The following is a 15158-nucleotide window of genomic DNA, read 5'->3' on the forward strand; positions in this document are numbered from 1 at the left end:
GGGTGCCGAAGGCGGGTGAGGGGCGACGGCGCCGCGGGGCTGTGTCGTCGCGTGATGCATCGAGCGGTGTGATGCCCTGTCGTCGTGCGCGGAGGGATTCGGTGGTCCGAGAACGCACTGGCTTCGTTCGCCCCGCATCCGCCCTCTGGGCACCTTCTCCCCGCGCGCGGGGAGAAGGAAAAGATCGCACGATGCTGAAGATGCTTTTCCCTCTCCCCGCCAGCGGGGAGAGGGTGCCGAAGGCGGGTGAGGGGCGACGGCGCCGCGGGGCTGTGTCGTCGCGTGATGCATCGAGCGGTGTGATGCCCTGTCGTCGTGCGTGGTGGGATTCGGTGGTCCGAGAACGCACTGGCTTCGTTCGCCCCTCATCCGCCCTCCGGGCACCTTCTCCCCGCGCGCGGGGAGAAGGAAACAACCGCACGATGCTGAAGATGCTTTTTCCTCTCCCCGCCAGCGGGGAGAAGGGAGAGGCCTGTGGTGGTCGATCACCTCTGTGCGGTACTTGTCGTCATGCGACTGAACCAGAAAGGTGCGCTGTCAGAGCGCATCGCCTCGTTCACGAGGTTCGGAAGCTGGCGCACAAGGGAAATTTTCTTCAATGCACAAAGTTCCAGGGTGAGACGACGAGGAAGATTCGTTCGCGCGCGAGGCTCGAAGCTGTCATGACGAGACGAACTTCATCGACGTCGAACCTGGAAGGGTCGGAGGGTCGAGGCTTTTGGGTGAGACGACGAGGAACATGGCGATGCGATCGAACCAAACAGGTGCGCCGGCAGGGAGATCTTCTTCGCGCGCAAGGCGGTTCTGCCTCGCCATCGAGGAAATTTTCTTCGACGACGCCCTCCGCAACGCCGACACCCTCTCGACGTGACACGACAACAGGCAGAATAGTGCGATGACCGACGCCCGCCACCGCCAGGCCGATGCCCTGATCGACCACCTGCAGCGTGAGCAGGGCGGGCGGCTGACGATCTTCCTGGGCGCCGCGCCCGGGGTCGGCAAGACCTACACCATGCTGTCGCGGGCGCGCGAGCTGCGTCGCCAGGGCCGCGACGTGGTGGTGGGCATCGTGGAGACGCACGGCCGGGGCGAGACCGCCGCGCTGACCGAAGGATTGGACATCCTGCCGCGCAAGCGCGTGGCCTACCAGGGACGCTGGCTGGAGGAGATGGACCTGGATGCGCTGCTGGCGCGTCGCCCGCAGATCGCGCTGGTGGACGAACTCGCCCACCGCAACGCGCCGGGCAGCCGCCACGAGCGCCGCTGGCAGGACGTGATCGAACTGCTCGATGCAGGCATCGATGTCCACACGACGATCAACATCCAGCACCTGGAAAGCCTCAATGATGTCGTCCACCGGATCACCGGCGTGCGCGTCAGCGAAACCGTGCCGGATGCCGTGTTCGACCGGCTGCGCGACATCGTGCTGGTGGACCTGCCGCCGCGCGAACTGATCGAACGCCTGCACCAGGGCAAGGTGTACCTGCCGGAACAGGCGTCGCAGGCGTTGCAGGCGTTCTTCTCGCCCTCAAACCTGATCGCATTGCGCGAACTGGCCATGCAGACGGCGGCCGACCGTGTCGACGCCGACCTGCGCGAAGACCAGGCTGCGCGTGGCCTTCCCGGCATGCCGCTTCGCCGTCGCGTGCTGGTGGCGATCGACGGGCGGGGTCAGTCCGAGTATCTGGTGCGTGCCGCGCGCCGCATCGCCGAACGGCGCGATGCACCGTGGAGCGTGGTGACCGTGCAGGTGTCGGACACGGTGGACGAGGCGCAGCAGCGCGAGATCGACCAGGCCTTCGCGCTGGCACGCCGGTTGGGCGCGGACACCGACGTGCTGCGCGGTGCGCGCATTCCCGATGCGCTGCTCGACCATGCCACCCAGAGCGGCGCGTCCACGCTGGTGCTGGGACGTACGCGTGAACGGCCGTTCGCGCGCATGATCAACCGCACGCTGACGCAGCAGATCCTGCAGCGCGGCGCGCACTACGAGCTGGTCATCATCAGCACGCCGGAAGCGCGCGCGCGTTCGCGCCGTGGCAGTGCCGGTCCGAACGGCTGGCTGCCCCGGGAGGAGCTGGGCTTCGCGGCGACGGCCTCGGTCCTGTCAGTGGGCGTCGCCTGGCTGGCCGAGCGCTGGGTAGGGCTGGAAGATCTGTCGATGGTCTTCATCGTCGCGGTGGTGCTGGTGGCCGCACGCACGCGCATGACCGCTGCCGTGGTGGCCGCGCTGTTGAGCTTCCTGGCCTACAACTTCTTCTTCATCGAGCCGCGCTTCACCTTCAACATCGGCGCGCGCCAAGGTGTGGCCACGGTGTTCCTGTTCCTGGTGGCGGCCCTCGTTGCAGGACGCCTGGCCTCGCGCCTGCGCATGCAGGTGGTCGCGCTGCGTGCGGCCAATGCGCAGGCCACGGCATTGCAGGCCCTGGGCCGCGACCTGGCCGGCGCCGCCGACCTGGGCCAGGTGCTGGTCGCCGGCCGCAAGGCGTTGGAGCGCGCACTCGGCGCCGATGCCTGGCTACGCGTGCAGGGGCGCGAAGAGCCTGTCGACGCCACGCTGAGCGAGATCGACCGTGCTGCCAGCGGCTGGGCGCAGCAGCACGGACAACCGACCGGACGCCATACCGACACGCTGGCGGGCGCGGCGCGCTGGTTCCTGCCGCTGCGCGGCGACCGCGGCAGCCTAGGGGTGGTGGGGCTGCGTTTCGAGGACGCCGCCCGCCTGCTGCCGGAGCAGCGGCGGCTGGCGGAAGCGATGACGGAAGACATCGCGCAGGCGGTGGTGCGCACGCGGCTGGTGACGGAGCTGGAAGACGCGCGCGTCAGTGGCGAGACCGAACGCCTGCGGTCGGCGCTGCTGTCGTCGGTGTCGCACGATCTGCGCTCGCCGCTCGCCTCGATGATCGGTTCGGCCAGCAGCTTGGCCAGCTACTGGAGTGCGATCAGCGAAGGCGATCGACGCAGCCTGCTCGACACCATCCAGCAGGAAGGCGAGCGGCTGGACCGCTACATCCAGAACCTGCTCGACATGACGCGGCTGGGCCATAGCGGATTGACGCTCAACCGCGACTGGATCGGCGTGGACGAACTGCTCGGCTCGGCGGTCTCGCGCCTGCAGCGTTACCAGCCGGACGTGCGCGTGCAGACCATGATCGCCGCGGACGTGCCGACGATCTGGGTGCATCCGGCCTTGATCGAGCAGGCTGTATTCAACGTGCTGGAGAACGCCGCGAAGTTCTCGCCGCCGGGCGAACCGGTGCAGGTCGACGCGAAGCTCGTGGACGACGCACTGCGCATCGACGTGCGCGACCGGGGACCCGGCATTCCGGAAGACGAGCGCGCGCGCATCTTCGACATGTTCTACAGCGTGGAGCGCGGCGACCGTGGCCGCCACGGCACCGGTCTGGGACTGGCGATCTGCCAGGGCATGGTGGGCGCGCACGGCGGCAGCGTGCAGGCGCTGCCCGGGCCGGATGGCCGCGGCACGGTGATCCGGATTACCCTGCCGCTGCTCACTCCCGCACCACAGGCACCGGCTTGACCTACACCGCGCCACCCCCCGCGTCCGCACCGCCGGCCCGCATCCTGGTGATCGACGACGAGCCGCAGATCCGGCGGTTCCTCGACATCAGCCTGCGCGCGCAGGGCTATGTGGTGGCGCTGGCCGAGAGCGGACATGCCGGACTGGCCGAGCTGGCGGCGCAGGGTGCCGACCTGGTGGTGCTGGACATCGGCCTGCCCGATCTGGACGGCCACGAGGTACTGCGCGAACTGCGGCAATGGTCGCAGGTGCCGGTCATCATGCTGACCGTGCGCGACGGCGAAGCGGAGAAAGTCGCCGCGCTCGATGGCGGCGCGAACGACTACGTCACCAAACCGTTCGGCGTGCAGGAGCTGATGGCGCGTATCCGCGGCCTGCTGCGCACGCGCATCGCCGCCAGCGATGCGGCCATGCCGCTGTTCGACGACGGGCACCTGCACGTCGACCTCGGCCGCCGCGAAGTGACGCTGGACGGCGAACCCGTCGCACTGAGCCGCAAGGAATTCGCCCTGCTAGCCCTGCTGCTGCAACACCCCGGCCGCGTGGTCACCCAACCGCAACTGCTGCGCGAACTCTGGGGCCCCACCCACCAGGACGACACGCATTACCTGCGCATTCTCGTCGGCAAGCTGCGGCAGAAGCTGGGTGATGACGCGACAGCGCCAAGGTATATCGCGACGGAGCCTGGGGTGGGGTTGCGGTTTGTCGTGCGGGAGTGAGGCGAGAGGCGCCCCGTTACAATGGCGGCATGACGTCCCCCCCGATTCCCCATGACGCCCTGCGCCTGTCCGTCGCTCCGATGATGGATTGGACGGACACGCACTGCCGCGTGTTCCACCGGCTGCTGGCGCCGAACGCACGCCTGTACACCGAGATGGTGCATGCGCAGGCGGTGATCCATGGCGACCGCGATCGACTGCTTGGGTTCGATGCGGGTGAGCATCCCGTGGCGGTGCAGCTGGGCGGCAGCGAGCCGGCGCACCTGGCGCAGGCCGCGCGCATCGCGCAGGAATGGGGGTACGACGAGGTGAACCTCAACGTCGGCTGCCCGTCCGACCGCGTGCAGGCGGGGCGGTTCGGTGCCTGCCTGATGAGGGAACCCGCGCTGGTGGCCGAGTGCGTGGCGGCGATGATCGAGGCCGTGAGCATTCCGGTGACGGTGAAGTGCCGTCTCGGTGTGGACGAGCAGGAAGACTACGACCTCTTCCTCGCCTTCATCGATACGGTCGCGGCCACCGGTTGCAACACGTTCTTCGTGCATGCGCGCAAGGCGTGGCTGCAAGGGCTGTCGCCCAAGGAAAACCGCGAGATTCCTCCGCTGCGTTACGACTGGGCCTACCGGCTCAAGCGCGAGCGGCCGGCGCTGACGGTGGCGATCAACGGCGGCATCACCACGACCGCGCAGGTGCACGAGCACCTGCAGCACAGCGATGGCGTGATGATCGGCCGCGCCGCGTATCACGAGCCCTATGTTCTGCATGAAATGCAGGCGACCTTGTTCGGTGGCGACATTGCGCCCCGCGCGGACCTGCTGCGCGCATGGCGCCCGTATGTCGAAGCGCAGCTGGCGAAGGGCGTGGCGCTGAAGCACCTGACGCGCCACGTGCTGGGGTTGTTCCATGCGCAGCCGGGCGGACGCGCTTTCCGGCAGATCCTCAGCGAAGGGGCGCACAAGCCGGGCGCGGACTGGTCGCTGGTGGAACAGGCGCTGGCGGCGACCGTGCGCGAAATGCGGCCGGCGGCCTGAGCATGATCACGCGCGACGTCGCCGAGTTCGTCGCGCATGCGCGCACGCTGGCGCCGGACGTCGGGCCCGCCACGGCGCGTGCCGCGTTCCTCGTGTCGCCGGATGGATTCATGCGCGCCGAGCAGTCCGCGCAGGACAACCGGTACATGGCGGGCGCCGAGGCCTTCGACGCGGATGCCGCGCTGCGCGAGCATCACGCGCTGCATCGGGCGTTGGCGCAGGACGTGCCCGTGATCTGCTTCCCCGGCGACGATGCGACACCGGATGCGGTGTTTCCCAACAACGTGTTCGCCACCGCGCGCGTCGGCGGGGAACCGAGGCTGATCGTCGGCCGCATGCGCCACGAAGTCCGCCGGCGCGAGGCGGAACGCGCGGACATCCGCCGCTTCTTCCGCGACGCCCTGGGTTATGCCGAGATCGATCTGTCCACCCAGCCGCATCCCTGCGAACTGACGGGCGCGCTGGTCATCGATCGCGCGCGCGGGATCGGGTTCTGCGGGTTGTCCGAACGCTGCGACGAAACGGGGGCGGCGAGGATGCACGAGGCGTTCGGACTGCGTGCCACCTTGACGTTCGACCTGGCTCCCGGCGAGTACCACACCAACGTGGTGTTGGCGGTGCTGGCCGGCCGGGTCGCGCTGGTGCACCAAGAGGGGTTGGTGTCCCCTGGGCTGGTGGCCGCACTGGACGCGCTGTATCCCGATCAGGTGGTCGAATTGGATGCGGCGGAGCAGGCGGCCTTCGCTGGCAATGCCATCTCGCTGACCGAGGGCAGGGTATGGATGAGCCGGCGTGCACATGCAGCCCTCCGTCCCTCCTCGCTGGCGCGCCTGGCCGCCGCGGGACTGGCGGTGCATAGCGTGGCGCTGGACGCGATAGAAGCAGGCGGCGGTTCGCTAAGGTGTTGTGTTGCCGAGGTTTTCTGACGATTCAGCTGGCTGAATGCGGGGCGTTGCCCTGTGGATAAATTCAGAACCGATTCACTGCCGCGGACCAAGACTGCGCTTCCATTCTCCAGAGGCGGTTTCGGGTTTCGTTCAGTTTCGCGACCCCACTTCCGTTACGATTCCGTTATGCGTTTTCGTGCCCCGACCCTCGCCGCCCTTGCCCTGGCGGTTCTCGCCGCCGTCGCCGGCACCCATGCGGTGCAGGCGCAAGACGAGCGTGGCCGCAACGACGGTCCGCCGCCCCGCGAGCGCGGCTTTCCGCGCAGCGATGACCGGGGCCACCGCAATTCCATGTCCGATTCGGTGCGCCGCGTGCGCAGTGAATCGGGCAATCAGGTGTTGAGCGTGGAGCGCATGCAGTACGACGGCCGCGATGTCACGCGCGTCAAGTACATCGACGAGCGTGGTCGCGTGCGCACGGAAACCCAGGACGACCGAGGGGCGTCGCGCCGCGACGCAGACTCGCCCGTTCGTCCGCGTCGCGACCTTGCGCTGCCTCCGCAGCCTGCACGCGGCGATAACCCCCCGCGCCCGTAGTCTTACGTAGAATCCAGGCTCAACAGAGCACGTCCCGCGCGGCCCGCTGCCGCGCCGCATTCCCAAGGAGAGTCCATGCGTATCCTGCTGGTCGAAGACGAAGCCCCCCTGCGTGAAACCCTTGCCGCGCGCCTCAAGCGCGAAGGCTTCGCGGTGGACGCGGCCCAGGACGGCGAAGAAGGCCTCTACATGGGCCGCGAAGTGCCGTTCGACGTGGGCATCATCGATCTCGGCCTGCCCAAGATGTCGGGCATGGAGCTGATCAAGGCGCTGCGCGACGAAGGCAAGAAATTCCCCGTGCTGATCCTGACGGCGCGTTCCAGCTGGCAGGACAAGGTGGAAGGCCTGAAGCAGGGTGCCGACGACTATCTGGTCAAGCCGTTCCATGTGGAAGAACTGCTGGCGCGCGTGAACGCGTTGCTGCGCCGGGCGGCGGGCTGGAGCAAGCCGACGCTGGAGTGCGGACCGGTCGCGCTCGACCTCGCTGCGCAGACGGTCAGCGTCAACGGCAGCAATGTCGACCTAACCAGCTACGAGTACAAGGTGCTCGAATACCTGATGATGCATGCCGGCGAGCTGGTTTCGAAGGCCGACCTGACCGAGCACATCTACCAGCAGGACTTCGATCGCGACTCGAACGTGCTGGAAGTGTTCATCGGCCGCCTGCGCAAGAAGCTGGATCCCGATGGCGAGCTGAAGCCGATCGAGACCGTGCGCGGCCGCGGCTATCGTTTCGCGATCCCGCGCAGCGGCGAAGGCTGATGTCCCGCGCCGGCATCGCCTGCACTTGATGCCTGCGCCACCGTCCGGCGCCGCGCCTTCCGCCCCCGTCGGCCGTGACCGGTTCGACGGGTGGCGTCCGCGATCGTTGCGCGCGCGCCAGCTGCTGGCCGCCAGCCTCGCGCTGGTCGCGTTCCTTGCCCTGGCGGGCTACGCGCTGGACCGTGCGTTCGTCGACACCGCCGAGAACAACCTTCGCCAACGCCTGAAGAGCTATGCGCTCTACTACACCGACAAGGTGGAGTTCGGGCGCAACGGCACGTTGATTCCTCCCTACAACACGCCGGACCCGCGCTTCGACATGCCCGACAGCGGCATGTACGCGCAGGTGGTGCTGCAGGGCGTGCCGCCGTGGGGATCGAATTCGACCCTCGGGCCGGAGTTGCCAGCCCCGCGCATGCTGGGCGCGCTCGAGGAATCGTTCGAAGGGCCGTTGCCGATCCGCCGCGCCGATGGCAGCGACAGCGAGGCGTACCGGTATGGCGTGGGCTATGCGTGGCCGGCGACGCACCAGCACGCCGAGATCCCGTACAGCATCTACATTTTCGAGGATGCGCAGGCGCTGAGCGCGCAGATCCGCGTATTCCGGGGTTCGCTGTGGGTGTACCTCGGCGGTGCCGGCGTGATCCTGCTGTTGCTGCAGATGCTGGTGTTGCGATGGAGCCTGCGCCCGCTGCGGCGGGTGATCTTCGAACTCAGCCGCGTGCAGCGCGGCGAGCTGTCGGGCATGACCGAGAGCCATCCCCGCGAGCTCGAGCCGCTGACCGACAGCATCAATGCCTTCATCGAAAGCGAGCGCGAGAACCTGGAGCGCCAGCGCAATACGCTGGCCGACCTGGCGCACAGCCTGAAGACGCCCATCGCGGTGCTGCGGACGCAGCTGGACAGCGGGGGCGGCGATCCGCAGGCCTTGCGCGAGGAGCTCGATGTGCAGCTCAAGCGCATGAACAACCTGGTCTCGTACCAGCTGGCGCGCGCTGCGTCGAGCGGACACAAGCTCTTCTCGGCCGCGGTACCCATCGAGCCGCATGCCGAGGAAATCGTGCGTGGCCTGGAGAAGGTGTATGCGGCGAAGGGCGTGATCTGCGAATTCGAAATCGATCCGCGCGCCCGTTTCCACGGCGAGACCGGCGACCTGCAGGAGCTGATGGGCAATCTGCTCGAGAATGCGTTCAAGTGGGCGCGTTCGCGCGTGCTGTTGACGGTGATGGTGGGCGCGACGGCGCCGCAGCGTCGCCCCGGTGTGTTCATCGCCGTCGATGACGATGGCCCCGGCATCGCCGAGGACGACGTGGCGAAAGTCCTGCAACGCGGCGTGCGCGGCGACGAGCGCGTGCAGGGCCATGGCATTGGCCTGTCGATCGTGCAGGACCTGATCCGCGACTACCGCGGCGAGCTGCAGGTACGGCGCTCGGAAGAACTGGGCGGTGCGCGCTTCGAAGTGCGCCTGCCGCCCGGACTCTGACTCATTCCGCGTCGGGCGCCATCGGCGAAGGGCCGTAGAAGCGTTGCAGGTGCGCCGCCACGTCCGGCATGGCCTCGGCCAGTATGTGCGGCGCGGAGAAGTGGTATTCCGTGACGACCGCGAAGAATTCTTCCGGCGCCTCGGCGGCGTAGGGATCGAGGGTGGTGTCGCGGCCCAGGTCGACCTGCATGCAGAAGTCGTCGTACGCGCGCTGGAAGTCGCGTGCCCAGCGGCCGCGCCACGCATCCGGAAGCGGCGGGGTGCCGTCGAGTTCGCCATCCAGCACGTCCAGCTTGTGCGCCATTTCGTGCACGGCCACGCAGAAACCGGCGTCCGGTTCGGCCAGGTCGGCCTGCACATCGGCCCACGACAGGATCAGCGGCCCATGGTCCCAGGCTTCGCCCGCGAGGTCGTCTTCCCACTCGTGCAGCACGCCGGCGGCGTCGGTGTGCGTGCGCTGCACGCGGAAGGCGTCGGGGTAGACGATCAGCTGCGACCATCCGCGCAGGCCGGCTTCGCCGAACTCGAGCAGCGGAAGGCAGCACAGCGCGGCCAGTTGCGCCCGCTGCGCGTCGTCCAGGCGCAGTCCTGCCAAGGGCGTGATGGTCTTTCGATGCAGGAACAGCGCGGTCAAGGCGCGCAGCCGCTCCGCACGTACCTCATCCAGCGCGGACACCCATGGCGTGCCGGTGAGGATGGACTGCCACAGGTTGTCTTCAATCGTCGGGGGCGCGGGCCGCAGGCGGCGCAACAGTCCGATCACGTGGTACCGACGTCCGCCTCAGCGGAACATGCCCGGCAGGAAGCTGTGCCACTTGGACCCGCGGTTGCGCGGCAGCGGGGTGTCGTCGTCGTCGCCACCGCCCCGCGTGGTGACGGGCGCCAGGGTTGCCGGCACGCCGTACTTGGTACGGGCGGCATTCGCGCGAGCGCGCCGGGGGTCCGAGGCAACCGGCACGGCATCGACCTGCCGTTCCGCAACCGCGCGGTCGGCGATCTCCGGACACGTGTCGACGTTGCCGTTGGCGAGGCCACGCCCGTTCTGGGCGAACGCCACGGCCGAAGCAGCCAGGAGCAGCAGGGCAAGGCTGGCGCGAAGCATCGGGGAGACTCCTGTCAGTCGGGTACAGCGGCCAGAGAACGCCGCTGACTATAGCCGGATTGGCGCCGGAGGGCATGGATCCTCGAGCGCTTTGCGACGAAACCGCGCCCCGCGGCGACGGACCGGGGGAAACCCGGCATGGGCTGCTGCGACGCAACAGGGCGGTGCCCGCGCTTGCGGCAGACTCTTGCCATGCCCGCGCCCCACGACCGTCCCCTGACCGCCCCCGCCCTGCGCCTGGCGCTGATCGCCGGGGCCCGTCGGGTCATTGCGGCCCGGGATGGATTGAACCGCATCAATGTGTTCCCGGTCGCCGATGGCGATACCGGCAACAATCTCGCCTCGACGCTCGGCAGCGTGCTGCACGGCGCGCTCAGCCAGCCCAGCCAGCATGCCGGCGATTTGCTCAGCCGTGTCGGCAATGACGCGATCGATGGTGCGCGCGGCAATTCCGGCGCCATCCTGGCGCAGTTCCTCCATGGGGTGGCCGAGCACGTGCATGCGTTGCCCGAACTGGACGCGCGTTCGCTGGCGGCCGCGGTGCGCCGCGGTGCGCAGAGCGCCCGGCAGGCGCTGGCCCAGCCGGTCGAGGGCACAATCCTCAGCGTCATCAGCGCCTTCGCCGACGAACTCGACGCGGCGGCGGAAAGTGCGCAGCCCGACACGCGCAGCGGGTTCACGCGTGCGCTCATGCGCGCACGGCATGCGCTTGCCGACACGCCGCGCCAGATGGCGCTGCTGCAGAAGGCCGGCGTGGTCGATGCCGGCGCGCAGGGCTTCGTCGACCTGCTGGAGGGCATCGCCGAGTTCGTCGAGGGGGGGCCGCGCGCCGTGCGCGTGCGCGCCGGTGCACCGGTCGCGGCGAACGACGCCGCCGCCCCCCTGGACCATGACCACGAGATCGACCCGGATCGCCGCTGGTGCACCGAATGCCTGCTGCTCGGCGAGGGTCTGGACCGCGAGCGCCTGCGCGCGGCGCTGGAGGCGATGGGCGCCGATTCCATCGTCATCGCGGGCGGTACCGCGCGCCTGCGCGTGCACGCGCATGCCGGATCGCCGCAGGCCTTGTTCGATGCCTGCGCGCAGCAAGGGCGCGTGGAGGGCATGAAGGCCGACGACATGATCCGGCAGCAGGCGGTCGCCGCTGCGCCGCAACCGCTCGTGGTGGTCACCGACAGTGCCGCCGACCTGCCGGACGACATCGCCGAGCGTTACGCGATCGGCGTGGTGCCGGCCCGGGTGGATCTGGACGGCCGCGATTACCTCGACAAGGTGGGGCTGTCGACGGCCGAGTTCTATCGGCGCATGGCGGCTTCGCGCCAGTTGCCGCGCACGAGCCAGCCCCCGCCGGGGGATTTCCGCCGCCACTTCGAACTGGCGCTCGCACATCATGCGCGCGTGCTGTACGTGGGCCTGTCGCGGGCGTTGTCGGGCACGCTGCAGTCAGGCGAGCATGCGGCGGCCCGCGACCCCGGCAGGCGCGTGCGCGTCTTCGATACGGTCAACGCGGCCTGCGGCCAGGCCCTGCTGGTCTGGCGCGCCGCCGAGCTGGCCGCGCTGGGGCATGACGAGGCGGAGGTGCTGGCCGAACTCGCGCGCCTGCGTCCGCAGACCCGCATGTGGGCCATCGCACCCGACATCTCCCACGCGGTGCGTGGGGGCCGCATTCCCCGCTGGGCGGCGCCGATCGCACGGCTCAGTGCGCTGACGCCGATGGCGAAGATGAGCGTCGACGGCCGCATGGTCGTCGCCGGGCTCCTGCTGACCCGCGATCGCGCACCCGAAGCGTTCGCACGGCGCGTTGCGCGACAACTGCCGGCGGGACAGCGCTGGCGCCTGATCGTCGGACACTGCGATGCGCGGCCCGAGGGCGAGCGCCTGCTGGCCGCACTGCGTGCGCGCGTGTCGATCAGCGAAGACCGGTTGGTGGAAACCGGGGCGGCGATCGGTGCACACGCCGGGCAGGGCGCGCTGATCGTGGCGGTGCAGCCGGCCGCCGATGCCTGAACCTGTGCGGGGGCGTGGCCCATAATGGCGCCATGCTGATCGCCTCCCTGCTGTTGTTGTCCGCCTATCTGGTCGGGTCCGTATCGGGCAGTCTGGTGCTGGGCCGCCTGCGCGGCGTGGACATCCGCACGCAGGGCAGCGGCAACGCCGGCGGCACCAATGCCTTCCGTACCCAGGGCGCGAAGTTCGCGCTGGGCGTGGTGCTGGTCGACATCGGGAAGGGCGCGCTGGCGACATGGCTCGCGCTGGCCTTCGCGCCGGAGGACGGATCCGTGCCGCCGCGCGTGCTGGGCTTCATGGCGGCATTCGTGGCGGCGCTGGGCCATGTCTGGCCGGTGTGGCACGGCTTCCGCGGTGGCAAGGGGGTAGGCACGCTGTTGGGCGGCATGGCCGTGATGTGGCCGATGGCGCTGCTGCCCCTGTTCGCGGTTTGGGTGGTCGTGCTGGTGGCGACGGGCTACGTCGGCCTGGCGTCGATCGTCGCCACCGCTTGCCTGGTGCCGCTGTCGTGGTGGCTGCCGGTCGATCGCGCTGCACAGGTGTTCGCGATGGCCGCCGCGCTGCTGGTGCTGTTCACCCATCGGGTGAACGTCCGGCGCTTGCGCGATGGCACGGAATCGCGCTTCGAGCGCGTCCGTATCTGGCGCCGTCGCGCGTGAGCGGCGAACGCGAACTGCTGCAGCGCCTCATCGACGGCCCTGCGACAGGCGACGCGCTCGCGCGCGATACCGGGTTGACGCGTGCGGCGATGTGGAAGCGCATCGAAGCCTTGCGCGCAGGGGGAGTGCGCATCGACGCGCAGGCGGGGCGTGGCTATGCGCTGGCCGACGCGGTCGAGCTGCTGGATGCCCACCTGATCCGCGCGCGCATGCGGGATGCCGCCGCGCTGTCGTCGCTCGATGTGGCATGGGCCTTGGATTCCACCAACAGCGAGCTGCTGCGGCGCCCGGCACCGGAGCGCGGCGTGGAGGTGTTGTTGGCCGAACAGCAGACCGGGGGCCGCGGACGACGTGGCCGCCAGTGGGCATCGCCGATCGCGTCGAACCTCTACCTGTCGCTCTCGCGCCAGTTCTCGGGCGGGCTCGCCCGCCTGGCAGGCCTGAGCCTGGTGGTCGGCGTGGCCGTCGCGGAGGCGCTGCGGCAGGCCGGGTACGCCGCGGTAGGGGTGAAATGGCCCAACGACCTGCTGGCGCACGACCGGAAGCTGGGTGGCATCCTGGTGGAAGGGGGGGGCGAGCACGGCGGACCGGTACGTGCGGTGATCGGCATGGGCGTGAACGTGCGCATGCCGGCGCCGTTCGGCGCCACCATCGACCAGGCATGGACGGACTTGGCGAGCCTTGCCGAGGGCGTGCCATCGCGCAACGCACTGGCGGCCCGACTGCTGGACGCCCTGCTCCCGGCGCTCGACCAGTTCGACCGTGATGGGCTTTCGCCCTTTCGCGCGCGCTACGCCGCGCTGGATGCACTGGCAGGACGTGCCGTCACCGTGCATGGATCGCAGGGCGACGAGCAGGGCGTGGCCGACGGCATCGGCGACGATGGCGCGTTGCGGGTCAGGATGGGCGAAGCGGTGAAGTACGTGCATGCGGGCGAGGTCAGCGTGAGGACGACATGACGCAGTGGCTGTTCGATCTCGGAAACTCGCGGCTGAAATGCGCGCAACTGCACGACGACGGGAGCGTCGGGGACGTGCGGGCGATGACGTATGAGGAAGGCCTGGCGGACGCGCTCGCGGCTACCGTGGGGCATGACGGAACGTCGGCCGTCCTTGCCAGCGTGGCGTCGCCGGTGCGCACGGCGGTGGTCGTCGACTGGTTGACGACACGCTTCCAGACCGTATCCATCGCACGCACGGAGGCTGCATTGGCGGGCGTCCGTATCGCATATCCCGACCCTGCCCGGATGGGCGTGGACCGCTTCCTGGCCCTGCTCGGGGCGCGCCGGCGAGGTGCTGTCCCGTGGCTGGTCGTGGGGGTAGGCACGGCGATCACCGTGGATCTGCTCGATGGCCGCGGGCAACACCGGGGTGGGCGCATCGCGCCGTCGCCGCGCCTGATGCGCGATGCGCTGCAGGCCGCGGCCGCGCAACTGCCGGCATGCGGCGGTGACTATGTGGAGTTCGCCACGGAGACGGCCGATGCCTTGGCCTCCGGCTGCGAGGGCGCCGCGTTGGGGCTGATCGAGCGCAGCCTGCAGCAGGCGCATGCACTGCTGGGAGAACGGCCCGCCCTGCTGCTGCATGGCGGGGGTGCCCCCGGGCTGGCGTCGCAGTTGGATGCGCCGGCCGTGGCACCGGCACTCGTGCTCGAAGGGCTGGCGGTGTGGGCACGTCTGGGTGCGGCCGCTTGAGCGCGGATAGAATCGCATCATGCTGATCCGCGCCCTGATCGTCTTGTTGGTCGTCCTGAATCTGGGGGCCGCCGCGTGGTGGCTGAGCCGCCCCGCGCCGTTGTCCGAACCGGAGCCGGCGCTTCCCGCAGGCGTCGCCCGCCTGCAATTGGTGGATGAAACGGGACCGGCGGCGCTTCCGTCATCCCCCACGGCCGCACCTTCGGCCACGCCGACCGCCTGCGTCAGCCTGGGGCCCTACACGAGCCAGGCTGCCGCGACGCAGGCACAAGCCACGGCCGCCCGCCACCTAGTGCGCCCGCGCGTGCGTGAGGTCCCCGGCATGAGCGCCAGCGGCTATCAGGTGGTGATCCCGCCCGCCGCATCGCTGGAAGACGCACAGGCGGAAGCGGCGAAGATCGGTGCTGCCGGCTTCGACGACTTCCTCGTCGTGCGGCAGGGTGACCAGGCCAATGGCATCGCCCTGGGACGCTACCGCAGCCGCGACGCGGCGGAGCGTCGACTCGCCCAGCTGCAGGCAGCGGGCTTCGCCGCGCAACTGCAACCGGTCGGTCGCGCCGGTCCCGGCCTCTGGTGGCTGGATGCCGGCATCGTCGAGGGTACCGACCCCGCCGCACTCGCGCGCACGGCAGGCAGCGGCGAGCCGCAGCCGCTCGAGTGCACCGCGCTGCGCTAGAATT

14 protein-coding genes are annotated in these 15158 nt (G+C 69.5%); 12 read left to right on the top strand and 2 right to left on the bottom strand.

Annotated elements, in window-relative coordinates:
* Window positions 1-895: 895 nt before the first annotated feature.
* The 7 genes from Q0907_RS00005 to Q0907_RS00035 all read left to right on the top strand — a co-directional run bounded on the left by Q0907_RS00005 (window position 896) and on the right by Q0907_RS00035 (window position 9017).
* The gene (locus Q0907_RS00005) at window positions 896-3541 is read left to right on the top strand and encodes a sensor histidine kinase KdpD (protein ID WP_299340268.1); all 2646 of its coding nucleotides are present in this window, start codon (window positions 896-898) and stop codon (window positions 3539-3541) included.
* On the top strand, window positions 3538-4260 hold the full coding sequence (locus Q0907_RS00010) for a response regulator transcription factor (protein ID WP_299340271.1): 723 nt from the start codon (window positions 3538-3540) through the stop codon (window positions 4258-4260). Before Q0907_RS00005 ends, Q0907_RS00010 begins: the two co-directional genes overlap by 4 nt.
* A gap of 29 nt (window positions 4261-4289) precedes the next feature.
* Entirely contained in the window at window positions 4290-5288 is a 999-nt protein-coding gene (gene dusA / locus Q0907_RS00015; protein WP_299340274.1) for a tRNA dihydrouridine(20/20a) synthase DusA, read from the top strand.
* A gap of 2 nt (window positions 5289-5290) precedes the next feature.
* Complete coding sequence (locus Q0907_RS00020; RefSeq protein WP_299340276.1) at window positions 5291-6214, top strand: arginine deiminase-related protein; 924 nt, start codon at window positions 5291-5293, stop codon at window positions 6212-6214.
* A gap of 147 nt (window positions 6215-6361) precedes the next feature.
* Window positions 6362-6772, top strand: coding sequence for a hypothetical protein (locus Q0907_RS00025; RefSeq protein WP_299340279.1), 411 nt, complete (start codon window positions 6362-6364; stop codon window positions 6770-6772).
* Between the two features lie 75 nt (window positions 6773-6847).
* Window positions 6848-7534, top strand: a complete 687-nt coding sequence (locus tag Q0907_RS00030; protein WP_055937106.1) for a response regulator transcription factor — start codon at window positions 6848-6850, stop codon at window positions 7532-7534.
* A gap of 28 nt (window positions 7535-7562) precedes the next feature.
* On the top strand, window positions 7563-9017 hold the full coding sequence (locus Q0907_RS00035; protein ID WP_296279389.1) for a sensor histidine kinase: 1455 nt from the start codon (window positions 7563-7565) through the stop codon (window positions 9015-9017).
* A gap of 1 nt (window position 9018) precedes the next feature.
* On the opposite strand, the gene Q0907_RS00040 is transcribed toward Q0907_RS00035, so the two are convergent.
* Both Q0907_RS00040 and Q0907_RS00045 read right to left on the bottom strand, forming a co-directional pair.
* The gene (locus tag Q0907_RS00040; protein WP_299342575.1) at window positions 9019-9738 is read right to left on the bottom strand and encodes a M90 family metallopeptidase; all 720 of its coding nucleotides are present in this window, start codon (window positions 9736-9738) and stop codon (window positions 9019-9021) included.
* A gap of 60 nt (window positions 9739-9798) precedes the next feature.
* A complete protein-coding gene (locus tag Q0907_RS00045; protein ID WP_296279391.1) occupies window positions 9799-10119 on the bottom strand; it encodes a hypothetical protein in 321 nt (106 codons plus the stop codon).
* A gap of 192 nt (window positions 10120-10311) precedes the next feature.
* Between Q0907_RS00045 and Q0907_RS00050 the strand changes: the two genes are divergently transcribed.
* The 5 genes from Q0907_RS00050 to Q0907_RS00070 are packed head-to-tail and all read left to right on the top strand — an operon-like array spanning window position 10312 to window position 15154.
* Window positions 10312-12126, top strand: a complete 1815-nt coding sequence (locus Q0907_RS00050) for a DegV family protein (RefSeq protein WP_299340282.1) — start codon at window positions 10312-10314, stop codon at window positions 12124-12126.
* 32 nt (window positions 12127-12158) lie between these two features.
* Window positions 12159-12785, top strand: a complete 627-nt coding sequence (plsY, locus tag Q0907_RS00055; protein ID WP_299340285.1) for a glycerol-3-phosphate 1-O-acyltransferase PlsY — start codon at window positions 12159-12161, stop codon at window positions 12783-12785.
* Complete coding sequence (gene birA, locus Q0907_RS00060; RefSeq protein ID WP_299340288.1) at window positions 12782-13744, top strand: bifunctional biotin--[acetyl-CoA-carboxylase] ligase/biotin operon repressor BirA; 963 nt, start codon at window positions 12782-12784, stop codon at window positions 13742-13744. The genes plsY and birA overlap by 4 nt, the downstream gene beginning before the upstream one ends.
* On the top strand, window positions 13741-14478 hold the full coding sequence (locus Q0907_RS00065) for a type III pantothenate kinase (protein ID WP_299340291.1): 738 nt from the start codon (window positions 13741-13743) through the stop codon (window positions 14476-14478). Before birA ends, Q0907_RS00065 begins: the two co-directional genes overlap by 4 nt.
* A 19-nt stretch (window positions 14479-14497) precedes the next feature.
* Entirely contained in the window at window positions 14498-15154 is a 657-nt protein-coding gene (locus tag Q0907_RS00070) for an SPOR domain-containing protein (protein WP_299340293.1), read from the top strand.
* The last annotated feature ends 4 nt before the right edge of the window (window positions 15155-15158 follow it).

It is taken from the genome of uncultured Pseudoxanthomonas sp., assembly GCF_947498795.1.
Taxonomy (GTDB): domain Bacteria; phylum Pseudomonadota; class Gammaproteobacteria; order Xanthomonadales; family Xanthomonadaceae; genus Pseudoxanthomonas_A.

Bases quoted from the DNA above. Each gene is read 5' to 3' on its own strand.
- Q0907_RS00070 (WP_299340293.1), top strand. From the start codon at position 14,498: ATGCTGATCCGCGCCCTGATCGTCTTGTTGGTCGTCCTGAATCTGGGG.
- Q0907_RS00035 (WP_296279389.1), top strand. From the start codon at position 7,563: ATGCCTGCGCCACCGTCCGGCGCCGCGCCTTCCGCCCCCGTCGGCCGT.
- Q0907_RS00025 (WP_299340279.1), top strand. From the start codon at position 6,362: ATGCGTTTTCGTGCCCCGACCCTCGCCGCCCTTGCCCTGGCGGTTCTC.
- Q0907_RS00050 (WP_299340282.1), top strand. From the start codon at position 10,312: ATGCCCGCGCCCCACGACCGTCCCCTGACCGCCCCCGCCCTGCGCCTG.
- Q0907_RS00020 (WP_299340276.1), top strand. From the start codon at position 5,291: ATGATCACGCGCGACGTCGCCGAGTTCGTCGCGCATGCGCGCACGCTG.
- Q0907_RS00005 (WP_299340268.1), top strand. From the start codon at position 896: ATGACCGACGCCCGCCACCGCCAGGCCGATGCCCTGATCGACCACCTG.
- Q0907_RS00045 (WP_296279391.1), bottom strand. From the start codon at position 10,119: ATGCTTCGCGCCAGCCTTGCCCTGCTGCTCCTGGCTGCTTCGGCCGTG.
- Q0907_RS00030 (WP_055937106.1), top strand. From the start codon at position 6,848: ATGCGTATCCTGCTGGTCGAAGACGAAGCCCCCCTGCGTGAAACCCTT.
- Q0907_RS00065 (WP_299340291.1), top strand. From the start codon at position 13,741: ATGACGCAGTGGCTGTTCGATCTCGGAAACTCGCGGCTGAAATGCGCG.
- plsY (WP_299340285.1), top strand. From the start codon at position 12,159: ATGCTGATCGCCTCCCTGCTGTTGTTGTCCGCCTATCTGGTCGGGTCC.
- dusA (WP_299340274.1), top strand. From the start codon at position 4,290: ATGACGTCCCCCCCGATTCCCCATGACGCCCTGCGCCTGTCCGTCGCT.